Origin of the sequence: Pseudomonas sp. (assembly GCF_030150285.1) — a bacterium.
GTDB lineage: Bacteria > Pseudomonadota > Gammaproteobacteria > Pseudomonadales > Pseudomonadaceae > Aquipseudomonas.
Window position 1 is genome coordinate 1 of the sequence record NZ_JASLGE010000111.1, and the last position, 17,331, is coordinate 17,331.

Here is a 17,331-nt window from a genome sequence, read left to right on the forward strand (position 1 = left end):
TCTCGCGCTCGCCCTTGCGAGGAGGATCGAGCGAACCGCCGCGGCGATCGCGTTGGAGCACGCGGCAGACAAGTTGCAGGCCATCCTCGCGGCCGAGCCTCTCGCGGGCGACGCTCACGCACTTGCGGTGCGTGGGTGCATTGACTGGCTGCGAGGCGCGGCGGTGGAAGAGGTGACTGGCCCATGAGCGAATACACGCCAATTACCGACGAGGTGCGATTTAGATACATCGAGCACCCGTACGTGGCGCTGGACGAAGCCGAGGCTGACCATGCCGAGTTCGACCGCTGGCTTGATCAGGTGAAAGCGGCCGCTTGGGCCGAGGGACACGCAGCGGGCGAAGCGAACACCGGCGACGGCTTCGCAGCACTAATCGGCGGAGGCGACCCGCCCGAGCCCCGCCGAAACCCATACACACCAGAGGAAGAGACGAACAGTGACTGACCACCGCAACCCAGCACCCCGCACCTATTACCGCAGGGTGGACGCGCTCGCGATGATCGCCGCAAGCTACGGCTTCGCCCCCGGAGTCGCCGAGCAAATCGCACACCAAGCAATGGAAACCGCGAAGACCACCGCCATGAGCCCCGAGGAAGCAATGCACGCCCTCGCAAAGCTCACCGACAAACGCCCCGTACGCGACCTAATCCGCGACCTGCGCACAAACACCCCCGGGAAGCTGGAACGCCTGCGAAACACCCCGCGCCGCGCGTGGGACACCCTCGCACGACTTGCCCGACGAGTGCTTATACGTCGATAGTCAAAGGTGGGAAGTTCTACACCGAACACCCCGCACGGCGCGCCGCCCAAACCGATCATCAAAAGTCACCACGGCGGCGCGCCACACCACCACCAAAGACGGCACGCCACACCGCACCAAAACGAAAATGCCCCGCACCCTCCGAAGAGGGGCGGGGCACAGTCGTTCCCAGACTTAATCGCGACCACGCCACCACGCGCACAGCGCCCGAGCAGCCGCAACAACCACACTGCCGACAAGGCCGCCGGCAACAAACCCGAGCACCATCAACGCCGGTTCAAACATCGTCACTCCTCAGCAACTCGCCCAAAAGCACGTTGTACCGCTCAGCGTCACGCATCGCACGATCAAGCCCATACCGGGCGAGCTCGGCAAGCGCGACCCGCTGCGCCTTCGGCATGGCAGCGATAAGTGGCTCGCGCCGCTGCTCACCGATCGCGAGCAACTGCCCAACGGTGAACGACTCACGCACACGGACACCGCCATTCTCTAGCGACCCGTTCGGCCGCACGATACCGCCCGGCCCGCTCACGACGCATCACCGCCTGAACGCTCGCGGGTTACGATGATCGTTGCACCAGCAGCCACGCCAGCGATGCTGAGCACCAGTATTCGCCCCAGCAGAACCGAGGCAACAGTGGCGCTATCTTCCACCACTCGGCCGGGATCGATTAGTAGCTGAACTGCGGTGAAGATGTTCGCGAAGCTCAGAAACATGCAGGCAACGCCGATAATCAACGGAATGTGTTTCACGACGCATCACCGAGCCCCACGAGACGCAGCTGCTTCGGCGTGAGCCGATCCGCAGCAACCCTCCGATAATGCCGCTCGGTATCCGCAGCCATCGGCGACGGCACACCATGCACCCGACCAACGATGTTCGCAACCTCACGCAGCAGCGCCGACGCATTCGCCGACGAAGCCTCACGCCCCGCCATGCCGACGAACGCCGCGATCTGATCGAACGCCGTAACCTTCGCCGCATCGCGAGCGTCGGGAACGCGAATCTCGACACGCTCCCCCGCAAGCTCAACAGACGGCACCGCGACCGGCTCGGAAGCGCACGGCATCGAGTCAACGATGGCCCGCAACGCATCAACAATTGCAGCGATCGCTACCCGAATCTCGAGATGCCCCGGCACCGCCGAGTAAGCCTCGCTGACGTGATCGATAACCCCGTACAGCTCTAGCTGCGTAAGCCCTTCGCGCATCATCGCGACTCCCCCTCAAACTCCCCAACAAACCATTCGTAAAACTCGGCATCACCAACCGGGTACCGAAGCACCATCAGCAGTGCTTGAATCTCCCCTTCCGACAAGGAGCGGCAGATAGCGGCCTCGACGCGCTCAGCGATCGCCGCGCCCTCGGAGTACGCACGCCACCGCAGTATCTCGCGCATATCCCACGCAGGCGACAACCCCACACGCACGTGAGGCTCGGGAATCACCCCCGCACGCAGGTCATGCCGACCACCACGCAGCAACCCATTCTCGGTCTGCTGCGAACGACGGTGTAGCGCTACACGGACGGCGGAGGGCGTACGGCCCACCATTTCGGCCACCTGACCAGTATCAACAAGTTGCATTACAGAAACCCCTAACGTGTTAACGGACGTAACACGAGAGTACGCGAAGAAACGCAAACTCGCAACCGGGAGGACACCCGAAAGAAAGAACACACCGCCATGACGAAACGACTAGACCGGACAGAAATACGCGCCCGCATCGCCGAACTGCACGCGAAAGGGCTATCCCGCAACGCCATCGCACGCGAAGCAGGAATCTCTCACTCGACAGTCACGCGGCACGCGAAAGACATGGGACTCGAATTCGATCGCTCAATGACTCGTGCCGCTGTCGCCTCACGGGCGATGGACTTGGCAGACCGGCGAACGCAGATGCTTCAGCGCATGTTCGACAGCGCCGAAGCGGCGTTCGATCAGATCGAATCTGGCGGTATCGATTTCACGTTCGTGACGCAGGCCGGGAAAGTCGTTCGGACGAAACGTGAAATCACGTTCGCAGACCGGCGCGACGCGAACGCGCTCGGCGGTACGGCGTTCGATAAGGCGACGAAGATGCTCGACCGGGATACGGGTGTGGAGGGCGCGGTATCGACGCTCGACATGTTGGAGACGGCGATGGTTGCTGCTGCACGCAATCTGGTTGATGGGGAGCAGACGCAACCCTGACACCCCTCATGCTCTCGCGGATGGACGTTCGCGAGCCCCCGAATAGTCGCGAAGGATGCCGCGGCGGGAAGTTGGTAGATGATGGCTGACAAGATGACGCACGAGCACGGTTGTGCGACGGCGATGGTTGAAGCGAATGCTGAGCGTGTCGCTGAGTTGAACGCGAGGATCACGGCGCAAGCGGTGGAGATCGCCGAGCTCAAAGCGAAGAAAGCGCAGCATGAGGCGCTCGCGCACAAGTCCGGAGTGGACGATTTGTACAAGGGTCAAACGCTGAGCCGTGTGCCCACGCTCATTGACCAGCTCGACGACACACGCACGGCGCGTCTCGCTGCCGAGAAAGAGCTAGCCGAGGTGCGGGCCAAGCTCGACGCAACGGAGGCCCACGCGCTCAAGCAGGAAGAGACTGCCGAGTGGGCCGCTGCCCACGCCGCGAACGCGCAGATTCGTGAGTCTGCACTTCGCACCGAGCTTGCCGCGCTGCGCACCGAGGTCACCGAGGGTACCGCCGAGCTCGGCCGGTTCCTTGCGACAGTCAGAGACGCGGTGCACAGCGCGATGGGGATGCGGGGCCGCCATGCGCGAGCGCTCGTGATTTCCAACCTCGCAAGCCTCGACACGACTCTCCCGCTCGCCGTGCTCGCGAAGATTAACCACGCAGTAGCAGCAGCGGACACCGCGCAGCCCGAGGCCGCGACAGACACTACCGCCGAGCATGATTCGATGGATGCTGCCACCGCAGCGTATGACCCGGCATGCATGCTTGACGAGTACATCGTGATGAAGGTTGCCGACGCGGTTCGCGACCGCATCACCGAGCGACTCGACATCGCGAAGCCCGAGCCCGCAACCGAGCCCGTGCACGAGTTCATCGTGCGGCACCAGTTCTCGGCCGAGCAAGTCGCCGACATGCTCGCCGACTGGGCAGCTACCGAGCACGCCCGAGCCGCGCAAGCTTGCGGGAATCTGGTCGATGACCGCTCGTACGCCTACAAGAAGCCAGCACAACAGCCCGCACCGGCCGCGCCGCCGTGCAAGTGCGCCGCCGAGCCCGACCTGATCCACGTTCAGGGGCTCGGTTTCGTAACACCGATCACAGTTGCGCAGATACTCGGCATTGCGCCGCTCGACGCGCCAGCACGGAGTATCTGCCCCGACAGCGTGGCCAGGTTCAACGCCTGGAAAGCCGCACAGTAACCACAGACCGGCCGCCCGCACCCGGACGCAGAACCCACGCCGCACGGCCCGGGGCAACCTGCGCCCGGGCGTGGGCCGCCCCTCATTGAAAGGGTGACCGCCCGATGACGGCGCAACCGCTCGATAGCATTTTCTCGCCGAAGCAGATTCGCTTTCTCGGCACGTGGGGCCGCCGCAAACACACGATACTCTCGGGCGCGGTGTCAGCCGGCAAGACATTCATCAGCCTGTGGGCCTTCCTGATGTTTCTGCGCAAGGCACCGAAGACCGGGCAGATAATCATGATCGGGCGCACGCTCACGACGCTGAACACGAACGTGATGCAGTTGCTCATGTCGGAACAGATTTTCGGGAAGCTCGCACTTCAGGTGCGCTACACGCCCGGAGCGAAGACCGCGACCATTCTCGGGCGCACGGTGCACCTGTACGGCGCGTCGGATGCGAACGCCGAAACAAAGATTCGCGGCATGACCGTAGCTTTCGCGTACGTTGACGAGGCGACGCTGCTGCCCGAGGGGTTCTGGGACATGCTGATCACGCGTCTACGTGTGAAGGGTGCCCGGCTGCTCGCCACGACGAACCCGGGCGGGCAGAACCACTGGCTCCGGTCGAAATGGATCAAGCGGCCGGCGGCGACCTCGACCGAACACTACACATTCACGATGGACGATAACCCGTCGCCCGAGCCCGAGTACATCGCGCTCCAGAAAGCCGCATTCAGTGGCGTGTTCTATGACCGGTTCATTCTCGGGAAGTGGGTCGCGGCCGCGGGTGTCGTGTACCGCGAGTTCAACGAGGATAAACACCTTGTGCCGTGGGCTCAACTGCCGCCCCTCGAACGGTGCCTGGCAGTCGGCATCGACTACGGCACCACGAACACCACGGCGGGCGTGCTGATCGCCCTCACGAAGGAGCGCAAGCCGCGCCTGGTGGTGCTCGGCGCGTACGGCTATAACGCGGCGAAGAACCACGGGCTCACGCTCCCCGATGTGGAGCTGTCGCGCCTGCTGCGCGAGTGGGTGTCCGACGATGACGATGACCCGAAGCATCATCCGGGCGCGTTCGTCACCCCCGAGTTCTGGTTCCTTGACCCTTCGGCGGCTTCGCTGCGCACGCAGCTCGCGGCTGACGATCAGCCGACCTGGAAGGCCGATAACTCGGTGCTGAATGGCATCGCTGACGTGTCGAATCTGCTCGCAACGGATCGCATCATCTTCGCCCGCGAAACAACGTACGACTTGGTGGACGAAATCACCGAGTACTCGTGGGACGAACGCAAGCAGGCAATCGGCATCGACGAGGTGCTGAAAGAGAACGATCACTTTATGGATGCGCTGCGATATGCGGTGCGTTCGACCCGTGCCGTGTGGGCGAAGCCTCTGGGGTTCGCGCTCGCGGCCTGACACTACACCGAAGGGGGCTCGCGCTATGCCGATGCCAGAGAACAACAGCGCGTGGCCGCCGACCGGTTGGGGTGCGGCTTACGCGGCGTACGACGAAAACGATGCGTGGTGGTCGGGTGACACGGTGCGTCTCGCGAAGCTGTACGGCGGCGGCGCGCACGTCACGCAGGGCCAGAAGGACTCGCGCACCGCGGCGACGCTGAAGGCGATCGCTGAGCGTGGGCGAACCCTGTTTTGGGGTGCGAAGGGCCGCAGCATTCAGTCTGATGCGCCCGCCCCGATCCGGCAGCACTTGCCGGCGGCGGCGAATCTCGCCACCCTGTCATCTGACATCCAGTTCGCGCAGTCGCCCCGATTCCTGATCGATGGCGAAGACGCTGACTCGAAACAGCCAGAAGCGATCCTGCTGAACCAGCTAATGAACAGTGACACGTCGCTCGCGCAGCTCGGCACCTATGGGGAGACGAAGGCCGCGCTCGGTGCCGCAGTGTGTGTGCCAATGTTCGATGCTGAGATAGCGCCTGGCGAGGTGTGGTGGGAGTCGTTCGGCCCCGATACCGCGATCCCGACGTTCCGCAACGGCCGCCTGTCTGAGGTCACGCTCTGGTCTGAGCTTCAGGAAGATCGCGTGTATTGGCGTTTGCTGATGCATCACGGCGTGGAAAACGGTGCCGGGTACATCGAGTACGCGCTGTTCGAGGGCCGATCCGATAATCTCGGTCGCCGTGTCGATCTTGGTGCGCACCCTCTCGGGCGACCGTACCTCGACGTGCCCGACCTCGACGAGCACTCGCGGGTCGCGACCGGCCTGGATTACCTCGACGCGGTGTACGGCATCAACACGCCCACGATTGCGTGGCGCAAAGACCCGATGCTCCGGTACGCGGGCCGCAGCGACTTCGCACAGTTGCACCCGCTATTCGATGACCTCGACCGCATCTGGTCTTCGCTCATGCGAGACATTCGTCTTGGTGTGGGGCGTACGTTCATGCCGCAGCAGTACCTGACAAGCTTGGGCCGGGGCCAGGGGGCCGCGTTCAACGAGCTTGCCGAGTACGTCACGTCACTGGAAATGCCTGGCGACGTGAGCGACGGCGGGAAACTCCCGATCCACCATCAGCAACACGCGATCCGCATCGAAGAGCACGAGCGGGCCGCGAACCTCGCGTACCGGGAGATTCTGCGCAAGGCCGGCTACTCGCAGTCATCGTGGGGCGACGGCAACGGCGACGGCGGCGGGCAGATCACCGCAACCGAAATCGAAGACCGCAACGCAGCATCGGAGCGCACCCGCGCGAAAAAGAACATGCACGACAAGGGCACCCTTTCGCGGCTTGCCCGCATCGTGATGGACACGCACCGCGTGCAGTTCGGCGGCGACGGAATCGGCGACAAGCTGCCCGTGGTCGAATTCCCCGAAATGTCTCAGGAGTCGCCACGCGAGCTCGCGGAGACTGTGCAGCTACTCGACGCGGCCGGCGCTATCTCGCTACTTCAGCGGGTGCGGCGAACCAACCCCGGGTGGACGCAGACGCAGGTCACTGAGGAAGTCAACGCGATCCGCGCCGAGCAGGGGCTGGCTGAGCCCGACCCGGCAGCGCTGGGGCGCGTCATCGGCGACCTTGAACAGCAGGACGAAAACGAAGGAGACGAAGAATGAGCACCACGAGCACCACGGAACACGAGGTAACGACCGGGCTGCACGCGGCCGTGCAGGAGACGGTGCGCGAGACGTACGGTGACACGCTCTCTGTCATCGGGTACGTCACCATCGCAATTGCCGCAGACAGCTCGAGCGGTATCGGCGGCGAGCGCTACGCGGTGCTGTCATCGCACCCGGATGCGGAGCCGACTGCGCGGCTGCTTGAAATGGGAGCGCGCATCGTTCGAGCGGAGTAGCCGTGGCTGACCGGTGGGGCGGCGCGACCCCGGCCGCACTGCTCGATGACCTCGGGCACGCGATCGCCGAACGGTACCGGCGTGTGGAGCTCGTGCTAGAGCGCAAGCTGCGCGACCTGCTCGAACGGTCTATCACGGCACCGCCTGATCTGTCGGCGCGGCTGCGTGCGATCCGGGAGCTACGCGCAATGTCTGCCCGCCTGGTCGCTGACCTGTCACCAGACGATATGGCGGCCGCGGTCGCCGCGATCGCGGGCGGCGCGTCATCGGCGGAGATTTCGCGGCTGCTGCTCGACATGCCGGGGCTAGGCGCGTCTACGGTCACGGCGGGTGGCCTGTACGGGGTCGCCGCCGCCGAGGTTGACCTGCGCGACGGGCTGCGCGCCCTGAACGAGCGAATCCTGCGCGCCCCTGCTGACGCGTACCGGGCGATGACCGCGAGCACGCTCGCCGACATGCTCGCCGGGCAGGCGACGTGGGAGCAGACGCAGCGACGGCAGGTAGACCGGTACCTTGCGGACGGCATCACCGGGTTTATCGACTCGGGCGGCCGCCGGTGGCGCATCGGCTCATATGCCGAAATGGCGACGCGTACGGCGGCGGCCCGTGCGTGGCGCGACCAGTCGGTAGCGTCGATGCGCTCTCACGGCATCGACACGTACCAGATCGTGATTGGTGCGAGCGCGTGCGCTGAGTGCGCGGCGTGGGCCGGTAAGACGCTCACCGATGGCGGCCCGGTCGGCCCGACTGTCGCGCCGCACGCGATCACGGGCGAGCTCGTGGGCATCACGATCGACGGCACGCTAGCCGACGCTCGCCGCAACGGATGGGCTCACCCGAATTGCCGGTGTGTACTAATTCCGGCGCTGCCTGGCTATTCGGCTGGCAGCGCGACTACGCATGACCCGGCCGCCGAGCTCGCCCGGGATCAGATGCGCGCCCTCGAACGCGGGGTGCGTGACGCTCGCCGCACTGGCGGCGACGTTAAGGCCGCTTCGGCGGCTCTCACAGACCACACCCGTAAGCACGGGCTGGCTCGCCGATCGTGGCGAACGATGCTCGAATTCGCGGGTGCATAAAAATGTCCGGGTGGATGCCCGGCGTAAACGTGCAGGAGGCACACAATGATGACCAGTAAGCAGATTCGCGGCCGCGCGGTTTCCCCCGATTGGACGATTGGGCGGGCACCGCTTGCGCTGCGAGGTATCCGGTTTGCCGAGAGCGGCGACGGCGGCAACGGTGGTGCAGGAGGCACCGCGCCCGCGGCCCCCGCGCCCGCGCCGGCACCCGCCCCGGCACCTGTACCGCAGCCGCCCGCGGCACCCGCGCCCGCGCCGCGTGACTCGTACTCGCCCGAGTACGTGCGCGACCTGCGCGGCGAGGCGAAGGCTCACCGGGAGGCCGGCGAAGCGGCTGCGAAGTCGCTCGCAGAGCTTCAGGCGAAGTACGACGCGGATACCGCCGAGCTTGCCACGCTGCGCACCGCCGCGGCAGCGCAGGCTCGGGCTACTGCTGTGACTACCGCAGCAGATGGGGTCGCGGACGCGGCCCTGCTGCTCGACTCGCAGGCTTTCGCGGACGCGACGGCCGAGCTCGACCTGACGAACGCTGACGCGGTGCGCGCCGCCGTGGCTGATTTCGCCAAAAAGAATCCGCGGTTCGCCGCCGTAAAGCCCGGGGGCGGCCGTTCACACGGCGCACCCGCGGGCGGTGGCGCATCTACCCCACCTTCCACACTGGAAGGCTCGATTAACGCTCACTACGCCTAACCGGTGTAGGGGGTTCCACCAACCACAGAAAGGGCCAGACATGGCTATCACTCTCGCCGAGGCGAAGAACAACGTTCAGATGGATTACGATCCCGCTGTGATCGACGAGTTTCGCAAGTACTCGCCGATGCTCAACGAACTGGTTTTCGATGACATCGTGAACCCGTCTGGCGGCGGCGGCACGATGACTACCGGCTACCGCCGACTGAAGACGCAGGCGACCGCCTCGACTCGTGCCATCAACAGCGAGTACACGGCGCAGAACGTCGAAACCGAGAAGATCACAGTTGACCTTGCGGTCATGGGTGGTTCGTTCGAGGTCGATCGCGTTGTGGCCCGCTCGCTCGGCACCGGTGCGGGCGCTGCTGTCGCACTGAACGTGCAGCAGAAGGTCAAGAGCACCATTGCCGAGTTCAACGACAACGTCATCAACGGCGACACCGCCGTTGACGCGAACGGGTTCGACGGCCTCGATAAGGCACTGTCGGGCAGCGACACCGAGATTGGCCTGACTTCGGTCACTGACTGGTCAGACCTCGACACCCTCGCGGGTGCGGGCCAGCGTGGCGCTGACGTGCTCGACGAGCTGCTGTCGATCCTGAACGGCCCCGCCTCGTTCATCATCGGCAACGCAAAGTCGCTCGCCCGCGTGCGTGCGATTGCTCGCCGTCTCGCGATGCACGTTCGCGACCCCCTCGAAGGGCTGTTGGATCGCAACGGCCGCCCGGTCACGCACGAGCGCTACGGCAACGTGACGCTTATCGACGCTGGCGACAAGGCTGGCAGCTCGACCCCGGTTATCCCGGTGGAGACTCGCACGGTCGATGGCAATTCGGTTACCGGCCTCACTGATCTGTACGCGGTTCGCGTCGATCTGATGGACGGCTTCCATGGTGTCTCGACCACTGGTGGCCAGCTCGTGCAGACCTGGCTTCCCGATTTCAACACCGCCGGCGCGGTGAAGAAGGGCGAGGTTGAGCTGGGGCCGATCGCGGTTGCGCTTCGCGCCACGAAGGCCGCCGCGGTGCTTCGCAACCTCAAAGTTCAGTAGAGCCAACCCGGCAGGCACCTCCCCCACGCGCGGGAAGGTGCCTGCCGCACACTTTCATCACTTCCTGAGGGAGAAACCCATGCAGAAGATTTACAGCCCAAATAAGGCGTTTTCGGGCGTAGTGGTCGGCGTGCCGTTCCACAACGGCGAAGGCAAGACCGACCGCCCGGCCGCAATCGCGTACTTCCAGCGCGCCGGCTACCAGATCGGCGACACCGACGAAGGCGGCGGCGAGCCTGAGCAGCCGCAGCTCACACCATCGCAGGCAGTCAAGGCGCGCGCTAAGGAGCTCGGGCTCTCGTCAGCGGGCAAGACCGCAGAGATTCAGGCACGCATCGACGAGCACCTGAAGCGCGAGGCCGAGGCCGCAGCGGCGAAGGCCGACGAAGACGGCGGCGACACGGGCGCACCAGCCGGTGACAACACCGCCGAGGGTGACAGTGGCGACGCAGCGCCCGAGCAGCTCGAGCAGCCCGAGGGCGGCGACACGGGCAGCGTTCGCACGGTCAAGTAGTCATGGCCGGGCAACCTGTCTACGCGACCCCCGCTGACCTCGCAGAGTACTGCTCGCCAACACCCGCACCAGCGGAGGTCGGCGAGCGGCAGCTACGCGAGGCATCAGCGCAGGTCGATCGCATGTTGCTCACCGCGATCTACCCAACCGACGTGGGCGGCCTCCCAACCGAGGCCGCCCACGTCGCGGCGATCCGTGACGCGACATGCGCGCAAGCGATCCACACCGACATGTACGGTGACGCGGCCGAGCTCGCAGCATCAGGCGGGGCGGTGAGCCTTGGCCCCCTGTCGATCGGCGGCGGCCGCAGCGGCCGCGGCGGCAATAGCGGCGGTGGCGCGCCCGTGTGGTCACCAGCAGCGATCGATTACCTCGTGGCTGCTGGCCTCATCATTGGGCCGGTGCTGACATGAGCCTGCGAGCGTACCGGCGGCAGATTGAGCGCGTGCTGCCGCACATCGACCTCGTGACGGTCGCCCCGCTGCTCGGCGCTACCGGTGCGGGGCGACAGTTCGGTGAGCCGGTCACGATCGGCCGCGCGCAGATCGCGAGCGGCCGCGGCATCAAGGGCGGGCAGTACGAGCAAGAGGCAGGCGTGGTCGGCGTGGTGTACATGCTGCGCGACGCGATCGACAAGTACCCTACGCCGGGCTCACGCGTCACGCTTTGGGCTGGTGAGCCTGATCAGGATTACGCGACCGTGCGCAGGGTGGAGCGCTACCGCGACCCTCGCATTGGTGATCTGCTCGTGATGGTGCTCGAATGATGACCGTCACGACCGAGTGGCACGGCGACCGCGTGGCCGCCGCCGTGCGTGCCGCGGTGCCGGCCGCGGTGAATCACGCCGCCGAGCTACTGCGCGGCTGGTCTGTCGAAGCGGCCCCCGTTTTGGACGGCACGCTGCGCGCGTCGGCGCAAGTCACCGCGGCGACCGCGGGCGACCCCACGGCGCATGTGTCTTTCGACACGGTGTACGCGTGGCGACAGCACGAAGAGCTCACCTGGAATCACCCGGGCGGCGGCGGGGCGAAGTACCTCGAAGGGCCGCTACTTGAGCACCACGACGATTTGCTAGCCGCGATGGCTGCACGAATAAAGGGGGCGATTGGTGGCTGACTACGTGCCGGCCGGGTACAGCTCGAAGCTGCTGCTCGGGCTCGCCCAATTCCTCACCGCGGCCGGGTTCGGCGTGTACCGCGAAGACTCGATGTATGCGCCCGGCGAGCGTGGAATTCACATCAATTTCACGCCTGCGCTCGCGTCTACGACACCGCAAGAGTCGCTGTCGTTACAAATCTATTTGCCGCAGCGTGGCGTGCTCGCGACCGAGCACACCTCAGTGCAGTTGCGGTGGCAATTCGTAGACCGGCACCCGCTGTACGTGAACGACACCATCGACGCGGTGCGGGCGCTATTCCCGGAGCGGCCCGAGGGCGGCTACCAGGAAATCGGCGGCCTGAAATTCGATCGCATCTACCAGCGATCGGCGACCACGTGGGGCGAAGAGGATCGGCCGGGCGTGCTCAACGCCACGCAGAATCTGTCGTTCCGCGGCAACCGGTACGAGTGATACCGCTCGTGCCTCACACGATGCCCCGCTGGGGCAGATTGGAGCGCAGTCGATGACTACGCCAGCAGAAATCAAGCCCACGCAGGGTGTGAGCGAAAGCTCGTACGCGTGGATTCTCGAAGTCGGCCTGCTGCCGACCACGCCGGGCGGCCCGATCGATTGGCACACGATCCCCGACCAGACGGCGATGCAGCCCAACTCGACCCCGACTCAGACCGATGGTGGCACGTACGCTCACAAGGGGCAGGCCGCGCAGGACACCATTGGTGAGTCTTTCGTGCTCAACACGAACGTCAAGGTCATCACCGACGCGGCGGGCGAAGTTATCCCGGGCGTTGAAATCCTGATTGCGGCGGCGAACGCGCTGCTCAGCGATGACCTTGCGAGCTCGCGCGTGATCGCGGTTCGGTTCTACCACTACCGAATCGCGTCGCTTGCGTACGAGTTCACCGCTGACGTGACCTGGACGCGCGCGAACACGGGCAACACCGACAACGAGTTTCTGTCGATCACGCTCACCGCGAAGGGCGATCGCAAGTCGATCGCGAACCCGGCGCTCAGTGACGTGGGTGTTGTGCCAGGCATCGACACCGCGACCCCCGAGGGTGTCGCCGAGGGCGGCCTGGTGCGCCTCGACGGCGCGAACCTTCGCCACGTCACTGTGGTGAAGGTTGACACCGCGACCGCCGAATTCGTCAAGGCGAACGGGGCGCTGTACGTCACGATGCCGGCGGGCTCGCCTGGCCCGGCATCGATCGTCGTTGAGACGGCGCAGGAAGCCGGCCCGGCTTTCTCGTACACCCGCGGCTAACTCGCCAGGGGTGCCATTAACGGCCGGGGGTGCGTCTGCTGTGCGCGCCCCCGGTTATCCCCATATTCGGGGAGTTATACACAGCATTTTCCACAGCAGGGAGAAACCATGACCACCACCGCTTTCGAAGCCAATCGCCACCTGAACATCGATCTTGGGTCGGGCGAAATCTTCACAATTCCGCCGCTGCCAGGCCGCCTCGGCAGGGATGCCCTGGCCTACACGGTGTCTATCGCTTTCGGCACCTCGCTACAGTCCGCACCACGCGACGCTGACTGGCTCTCGAAGGTGTGCCTGGGGTTTCCGTACGGCGAGCCAGGCGACCCCGACCACGTGCCCGGCAGCGCTGACCACGCCGATCGGTTCGAACGGTTCGAGACGTACCGCGCTTCGGAACAAGAGCGCATCATTCAAGCCGCGATCGTGTGGAACGTGCAGGGCGGCAGCCTTGACGCGGTGCACGATCTACTCAACACAGCCGCGGGTGATGCGTACCCAAAAGCCCTCGTTCGCGTGATGGCATCTTGCGGGCTGGCCGAGCCTTATCAGGCACTGCTGACCTTTCTCGCTGGGGGGTCGGAGAGCCCGACGCAAGCGGAGTCTACCGGAGGTACGAGTACCCCGATTGGTACCTCGAATACCAGCGAATCCGCGACGAACCCGAGCAATCCGGGCTAGATAGCTCGGTCATTTGGCAGCACATACTCACCAACTGGGATGCGTACGTGCTACCTGACCTTTCCCGCCTGTACAGCATCGACACCGCCGACGAGGCCGCGCTGCTCGCCCGCCCCTGGTGGTGGCTGCGAGCGCACCTGCTCGCCCTGGTGGGCATCGAAGGATCGCTGACGGGCCGCACTCTCGAAACGAAGGAGTAACCATCATGGCCGACGTAGGGAGGCTCTCAGCCGCGCTCACGATCGACGGAGCCGAGCAGTTCCAGGCGAAGCTTGCGAGCGTCGGCAAAACGTTCACCGATGCGGGGAACAAGGGCCGATCGTTCGGGCAGGCTGGCGCTGAAGCTTTCAAGGTCGCCGCCGGCGCTACTACGGCGCTCGCTACGGCCGCGGGCGCATACCTGACGGTGCTCACCAAAACGGGTGTGCAGTACAACTCGCTTCAGCAGAATTCGCGGGCTGCACTGTCGGTCATGCTCGGCGGCGCGGAAAAAGCGAACGCGCAGATGGATAAGCTCGACGCGTTCGCCCGCAACAGCCCGTTTTCGAAGAGCGTGTTCATCGACGCGCAGCAGCAGCTACTCGGCTTCGGTGTGGAGGCGCAGAAGGTCATTCCGTACATGGACGCGTTGCAAAACGCGGTCGCGGCGACGGGCGGCGGTAACGCGCAGCTCGACGGCCTTGTGCAGATCATGGCGAAGATTCAGAGCTCTGCGAAGATCACCGCCGTAGACCTGATGCAGTTCGGCAACCGAGGCGTTGACGCGGCCGCGCTGATCGGCTCGCAAATGGGCAAGACCGCCGCGCAGATTCGTGAGGAAATCACGAACGGCACGCTCGACGCAACGGTGGCGCTCGATGCGCTCGCCGCGGGCATGCAGACGAAGTTTGGCGGCACGACCGAGCTGGTTAAGCAGCAGTGGTCGGGCGCGGTTGATCGTGTGATCGCCGCGAACCGTGATCTTGGTGCGGCGATCGCTGAACCTTTCGTGTCGAAGAACGGCGGCGGTATGGCCGTCACGTGGGGTAATCAGGTCGCCGATGTACTGCGCGCGATCGAGCGCCAGGCCACACCCGTTATGGGCGTGCTGACACGCATGGGCCAGCCCCTGTTCGATGGGCTCACAGCGAGCCTGGACAAAGCGGCGGCGAGCATCAACCGGTTCAATCCTGAGCGCGTTTCGGACGGCTTGGAGAAGATGAAGGGCCACGCGCCGGGCATCGCCGCGCTTGCTGGTGCGGTGCTCGCTGTCGGTGCGAGCGTTGGCCCACTCGGGCAGATGTTCAAGGTTCTAGGTGTCACGGTTAACCCAGTGGTTGCGGCGTTCGCTGGCCTGGTTGCCGCGTCACCCGAGCTTCGGAGCGCGATGGGCGATCTGCTCGCCGCCGGGCAGCCGCTCGTGCCGCTGCTCGGTGAGGTCGCGGCGCTCGCATCGGGCGCACTGTCGGCCGCGCTGCCAGTGGTCGCTGACGGAATTAGCCTCGTGGCTAAGGTCGCGACCCCGCTGGTCGATATTCTCGCGAAGATTCCGGCACCTGTGCTGCTGAGCGTCACCGCTTTCTTGGGGTTGCAGCGCGCCCTCGGGCCGCTGAACGGCGCGCTCACCGCGGCCGGTACCGCGATGAAGGTATTCGGTGAGCGGGCAGCGGTGCAGGCCGCCCTCGGCGGCACGTCGGCGGGGGTCGGCGCGCTGTCGGCGGCGAGCATGTCGGCGAAGGGCGCAGTTGCCGGGCTCGGAAACGCGTTGAAAGCCGCATTCGTGACGAACCCGGCAGGGCTCGCAATCGCCGCGGTTTCGGGTGCGGTCGCTTTGTGGGCTGGCGCGAACGCTGAGGCTGAGAAAAAGGTCAAGGAGCACAACGATCGCGTGATGACGCTGAAGGGCACCATGTCCGACAGTACGGGCGCTATCACCGAGGCTACGGCGGCGCAGGTCGCCGCGAACCTCGAACAGACGCGCGCCGGTCAGCTCGCCGCTGAAATGGGCATCAAAATGTCCGACGTGCAAAAAGCGGTGCTGGGTAACGCGAAGTCGCAAGAGCTTATCTCGCAGCAGATGACCGAGCATTGGGAAGAGAACGCGGTCACGCTCGACAAGTCGAACGATGCGCTCAACACGTGGTCGGCGACGGCGACGAACGCGCGCAATCGTCAGCGGGAGCTTTCCGAAATCGTCGCGGAGCAGACCGCAGCGATCGAGGATGCGAAGCAGGCGAAGGCTGACATGATTCGCATCGAGCGGGAGAACAACGCCGCAATGAGCGAGGGTGAGCGGGCGCAACGCCGGTTCGCCGACGCTTTGGACGTGGCGCGCGACAGCACCGCCGATTTGGCTACGCGAGTGAGTGCGCTTCGCCAGGCGCTAGACGAGCTGCGCGGCGGCTCGATCACCGCTGAGGAAGCGACGAAGCGGTTCAACGCCGCGAATCTCGATCTCGCGGAGGGGCTCGCGCAGACCGGTGAGAACGGCGAGAAGCTATGGCAGGCGACGCTCAACGGGGCTGGCGCGATCGACACGAGCACGCGGGCGGGTATCGCTTTCTCCGACACCATGAGCTCGATGCGCGACCGGCTGCTAGAAGCGGCTATCGTCGCGTCTGATTCGGCGATGAAGAATAACGACCTTGAAGGCGCGATTGCGGCGGCTACGGCGGCTGCGAAGGGCCAACAGGATTCGATGCGCGCGACGATGGAAGCCGCTGGCTTAGAGCAAGGGCAGATCGACGCGCTTATCGATTCGATGGGTTCGGTTCCCGAGGTTGTCGCCACGGCGCTCACCACCGAGGGGTACAGCATCGTTGACGCGCAGCTTATCGGCCTGATAGCCGAGCTTGACACGCTGGAAGAGGGCGCGGTGATCACGGTCACCGAGCCCATGTCGCCAGTCGTGAAAAAGCGGTTGCAAGACCTCGGGTACGAAGTGAAAACGATGCCCGATAAGACGATCACGATTCGCAGCACGGGCGAAGACAACATTCGCCGCGTCATTAGCGAGCTCACCGCCCCGTCTAGCAAGACAATCACGCTGCTGTATGGCGTGGGGAACGAACCGCAACTTGGGCCGCTGAAAGCGCCCGGGAAGATGAACGGCGGCATGGAATCCGGCCCCGTGCAGGCGTTCAACAACGGCGGCCTACCTTCGGGGTACTACAGTGCACCGGCTGGACGGCCGGCGCTGTACAAGTTCGCAGAGCAGAATCTGCCCTGGGAAGTTTTCATCAGCCCGCAACCCGGGAAGGAACGCGAGAACGCCGGGTACGCGCTTGACGCGTTGCAACGGCTCGGGTTCCCATCGGTGCCGATTAGTGCGCTCGGCGGCTCGCCGGGGGCAATACAGCGGGCCGGCGGTTCGCTGCCTATGGCGATGGTCGATAGCGCGGCGGCATCTGCGCGGCCTGTCGGCGACATCAAAATCTATGGGCATCGCGGCATGGATATTGACGCGATCGCGGACGCGGTTTACGGGATCATTTCGGGGAGGATGTGAC

At 65.1% G+C, this 17,331-nt stretch carries 23 protein-coding genes; 19 read left to right on the forward strand and 4 right to left on the reverse strand.

Annotation, left to right across the window (positions count from 1 at the left end; genetic code table 11):
* Together Q1W15_RS23990 and Q1W15_RS23995 are read left to right on the forward strand one after the other, a co-directional pair.
* A partial coding sequence (locus Q1W15_RS23990) for a hypothetical protein (protein ID WP_300733661.1) occupies window positions 1-187 on the forward strand: 187 nt, incomplete at its 5' end.
* Complete coding sequence (locus Q1W15_RS23995) at window positions 184-444, forward strand: hypothetical protein (RefSeq protein ID WP_300733663.1); 261 nt, start codon at window positions 184-186, stop codon at window positions 442-444. The genes Q1W15_RS23990 and Q1W15_RS23995, both read left to right, overlap by 4 nt.
* Before the next feature lie 593 nt (window positions 445-1,037).
* Here Q1W15_RS23995 and Q1W15_RS24000 read toward each other — a convergent pair.
* From Q1W15_RS24000 to Q1W15_RS24015, 4 genes are read right to left on the reverse strand one after another with little or no spacing between them, the layout of a single operon-like run.
* On the reverse strand, window positions 1,038-1,232 hold the full coding sequence (locus tag Q1W15_RS24000; protein ID WP_300733665.1) for a hypothetical protein: 195 nt from the start codon (window positions 1,230-1,232) through the stop codon (window positions 1,038-1,040).
* Window positions 1,233-1,288: 56 nt separating this feature from the next.
* The gene (locus tag Q1W15_RS24005; RefSeq protein WP_300733667.1) at window positions 1,289-1,513 is read right to left on the reverse strand and encodes a hypothetical protein; all 225 of its coding nucleotides are present in this window, start codon (window positions 1,511-1,513) and stop codon (window positions 1,289-1,291) included.
* Window positions 1,510-1,974, reverse strand: coding sequence for a hypothetical protein (locus Q1W15_RS24010; RefSeq protein WP_300733669.1), 465 nt, complete (start codon window positions 1,972-1,974; stop codon window positions 1,510-1,512). The genes Q1W15_RS24005 and Q1W15_RS24010 overlap by 4 nt, the downstream gene beginning before the upstream one ends.
* Entirely contained in the window at window positions 1,971-2,345 is a 375-nt protein-coding gene (locus Q1W15_RS24015; RefSeq protein ID WP_300733671.1) for a hypothetical protein, read from the reverse strand. The genes Q1W15_RS24010 and Q1W15_RS24015 overlap by 4 nt, the downstream gene beginning before the upstream one ends.
* Before the next feature lie 99 nt (window positions 2,346-2,444).
* On the opposite strand from Q1W15_RS24015, the gene Q1W15_RS24020 reads away from it, so the two are divergent.
* The 17 genes from Q1W15_RS24020 to Q1W15_RS24100 all read left to right on the forward strand — a co-directional run bounded on the left by Q1W15_RS24020 (window position 2,445) and on the right by Q1W15_RS24100 (window position 17,330).
* The gene (locus Q1W15_RS24020) at window positions 2,445-2,951 is read left to right on the forward strand and encodes a helix-turn-helix domain-containing protein (protein ID WP_300733673.1); all 507 of its coding nucleotides are present in this window, start codon (window positions 2,445-2,447) and stop codon (window positions 2,949-2,951) included.
* Window positions 2,952-3,029: 78 nt separating this feature from the next.
* Window positions 3,030-4,148 (forward strand): hypothetical protein, encoded by a 1,119-nt coding sequence (locus Q1W15_RS24025; protein WP_300733675.1) that lies wholly within the window; start codon window positions 3,030-3,032, stop codon window positions 4,146-4,148.
* 104 nt (window positions 4,149-4,252) lie between these two features.
* Window positions 4,253-5,551 carry a PBSX family phage terminase large subunit gene (locus Q1W15_RS24030; RefSeq protein ID WP_300733677.1) on the forward strand — a complete coding sequence of 433 codons (1,299 nt, stop codon included), beginning with the start codon at window positions 4,253-4,255 and terminating at the stop codon, window positions 5,549-5,551.
* 25 nt (window positions 5,552-5,576) lie between these two features.
* A complete protein-coding gene (locus Q1W15_RS24035) occupies window positions 5,577-7,211 on the forward strand; it encodes a hypothetical protein (RefSeq protein WP_300733679.1) in 1,635 nt (544 codons plus the stop codon).
* Window positions 7,208-7,450, forward strand: a complete 243-nt coding sequence (locus tag Q1W15_RS24040; RefSeq protein WP_300733681.1) for a hypothetical protein — start codon at window positions 7,208-7,210, stop codon at window positions 7,448-7,450. The genes Q1W15_RS24035 and Q1W15_RS24040 overlap by 4 nt, the downstream gene beginning before the upstream one ends.
* Window positions 7,451-7,452: 2 nt before the next feature.
* On the forward strand, window positions 7,453-8,529 hold the full coding sequence (locus Q1W15_RS24045) for a phage minor capsid protein (RefSeq protein ID WP_300733683.1): 1,077 nt from the start codon (window positions 7,453-7,455) through the stop codon (window positions 8,527-8,529).
* Between the two features lie 45 nt (window positions 8,530-8,574).
* Window positions 8,575-9,219, forward strand: a complete 645-nt coding sequence (locus tag Q1W15_RS24050; RefSeq protein ID WP_300733685.1) for a hypothetical protein — start codon at window positions 8,575-8,577, stop codon at window positions 9,217-9,219.
* Between the two features lie 40 nt (window positions 9,220-9,259).
* On the forward strand, window positions 9,260-10,270 hold the full coding sequence (locus tag Q1W15_RS24055; RefSeq protein WP_300733687.1) for a major capsid protein: 1,011 nt from the start codon (window positions 9,260-9,262) through the stop codon (window positions 10,268-10,270).
* Window positions 10,271-10,349: 79 nt separating this feature from the next.
* A complete protein-coding gene (locus tag Q1W15_RS24060) occupies window positions 10,350-10,784 on the forward strand; it encodes a hypothetical protein (RefSeq protein WP_300733689.1) in 435 nt (144 codons plus the stop codon).
* 122 nt (window positions 10,785-10,906) lie between these two features.
* On the forward strand, window positions 10,907-11,197 hold the full coding sequence (locus tag Q1W15_RS24065; protein WP_300733691.1) for a hypothetical protein: 291 nt from the start codon (window positions 10,907-10,909) through the stop codon (window positions 11,195-11,197).
* Window positions 11,194-11,550 carry a hypothetical protein gene (locus tag Q1W15_RS24070; RefSeq protein WP_300733693.1) on the forward strand — a complete coding sequence of 119 codons (357 nt, stop codon included), beginning with the start codon at window positions 11,194-11,196 and terminating at the stop codon, window positions 11,548-11,550. The genes Q1W15_RS24065 and Q1W15_RS24070 overlap by 4 nt, the downstream gene beginning before the upstream one ends.
* The gene (locus tag Q1W15_RS24075) at window positions 11,547-11,900 is read left to right on the forward strand and encodes a hypothetical protein (protein ID WP_300733695.1); all 354 of its coding nucleotides are present in this window, start codon (window positions 11,547-11,549) and stop codon (window positions 11,898-11,900) included. Before Q1W15_RS24070 ends, Q1W15_RS24075 begins: the two co-directional genes overlap by 4 nt.
* Window positions 11,893-12,354: a hypothetical protein gene (locus tag Q1W15_RS24080; RefSeq protein ID WP_300733697.1), complete on the forward strand. Its 462-nt coding sequence runs from the start codon at window positions 11,893-11,895 to the stop codon at window positions 12,352-12,354. Before Q1W15_RS24075 ends, Q1W15_RS24080 begins: the two co-directional genes overlap by 8 nt.
* 52 nt (window positions 12,355-12,406) lie before the next feature.
* Window positions 12,407-13,165, forward strand: coding sequence for a hypothetical protein (locus tag Q1W15_RS24085; protein WP_300733699.1), 759 nt, complete (start codon window positions 12,407-12,409; stop codon window positions 13,163-13,165).
* Window positions 13,166-13,273: 108 nt separating this feature from the next.
* Window positions 13,274-13,843, forward strand: a complete 570-nt coding sequence (locus tag Q1W15_RS24090) for a hypothetical protein (RefSeq protein ID WP_300733701.1) — start codon at window positions 13,274-13,276, stop codon at window positions 13,841-13,843.
* 47 nt (window positions 13,844-13,890) lie between these two features.
* The gene (locus Q1W15_RS24095; RefSeq protein WP_300733703.1) at window positions 13,891-14,043 is read left to right on the forward strand and encodes a hypothetical protein; all 153 of its coding nucleotides are present in this window, start codon (window positions 13,891-13,893) and stop codon (window positions 14,041-14,043) included.
* Window positions 14,044-14,048: 5 nt separating this feature from the next.
* Window positions 14,049-17,330, forward strand: a complete 3,282-nt coding sequence (locus Q1W15_RS24100; protein WP_300733705.1) for a tape measure protein — start codon at window positions 14,049-14,051, stop codon at window positions 17,328-17,330.
* Window position 17,331 lies beyond the last annotated feature (1 nt).

Bases quoted from the DNA above. Each gene is read 5' to 3' on its own strand.
- Q1W15_RS24040 (WP_300733681.1), top strand. From the start codon at position 7,208: ATGAGCACCACGAGCACCACGGAACACGAGGTAACGACCGGGCTGCAC.
- Q1W15_RS24015 (WP_300733671.1), bottom strand. From the start codon at position 2,345: ATGCAACTTGTTGATACTGGTCAGGTGGCCGAAATGGTGGGCCGTACG.
- Q1W15_RS24070 (WP_300733693.1), top strand. From the start codon at position 11,194: ATGAGCCTGCGAGCGTACCGGCGGCAGATTGAGCGCGTGCTGCCGCAC.
- Q1W15_RS24020 (WP_300733673.1), top strand. From the start codon at position 2,445: ATGACGAAACGACTAGACCGGACAGAAATACGCGCCCGCATCGCCGAA.
- Q1W15_RS24060 (WP_300733689.1), top strand. From the start codon at position 10,350: ATGCAGAAGATTTACAGCCCAAATAAGGCGTTTTCGGGCGTAGTGGTC.
- Q1W15_RS24035 (WP_300733679.1), top strand. From the start codon at position 5,577: ATGCCGATGCCAGAGAACAACAGCGCGTGGCCGCCGACCGGTTGGGGT.
- Q1W15_RS24010 (WP_300733669.1), bottom strand. From the start codon at position 1,974: ATGATGCGCGAAGGGCTTACGCAGCTAGAGCTGTACGGGGTTATCGAT.
- Q1W15_RS24100 (WP_300733705.1), top strand. From the start codon at position 14,049: ATGGCCGACGTAGGGAGGCTCTCAGCCGCGCTCACGATCGACGGAGCC.
- Q1W15_RS24030 (WP_300733677.1), top strand. From the start codon at position 4,253: ATGACGGCGCAACCGCTCGATAGCATTTTCTCGCCGAAGCAGATTCGC.
- Q1W15_RS24025 (WP_300733675.1), top strand. From the start codon at position 3,030: ATGATGGCTGACAAGATGACGCACGAGCACGGTTGTGCGACGGCGATG.
- Q1W15_RS23995 (WP_300733663.1), top strand. From the start codon at position 184: ATGAGCGAATACACGCCAATTACCGACGAGGTGCGATTTAGATACATC.
- Q1W15_RS24085 (WP_300733699.1), top strand. From the start codon at position 12,407: ATGACTACGCCAGCAGAAATCAAGCCCACGCAGGGTGTGAGCGAAAGC.
- Q1W15_RS24050 (WP_300733685.1), top strand. From the start codon at position 8,575: ATGATGACCAGTAAGCAGATTCGCGGCCGCGCGGTTTCCCCCGATTGG.
- Q1W15_RS24075 (WP_300733695.1), top strand. From the start codon at position 11,547: ATGATGACCGTCACGACCGAGTGGCACGGCGACCGCGTGGCCGCCGCC.
- Q1W15_RS24055 (WP_300733687.1), top strand. From the start codon at position 9,260: ATGGCTATCACTCTCGCCGAGGCGAAGAACAACGTTCAGATGGATTAC.
- Q1W15_RS24090 (WP_300733701.1), top strand. From the start codon at position 13,274: ATGACCACCACCGCTTTCGAAGCCAATCGCCACCTGAACATCGATCTT.
- Q1W15_RS24065 (WP_300733691.1), top strand. From the start codon at position 10,907: ATGTTGCTCACCGCGATCTACCCAACCGACGTGGGCGGCCTCCCAACC.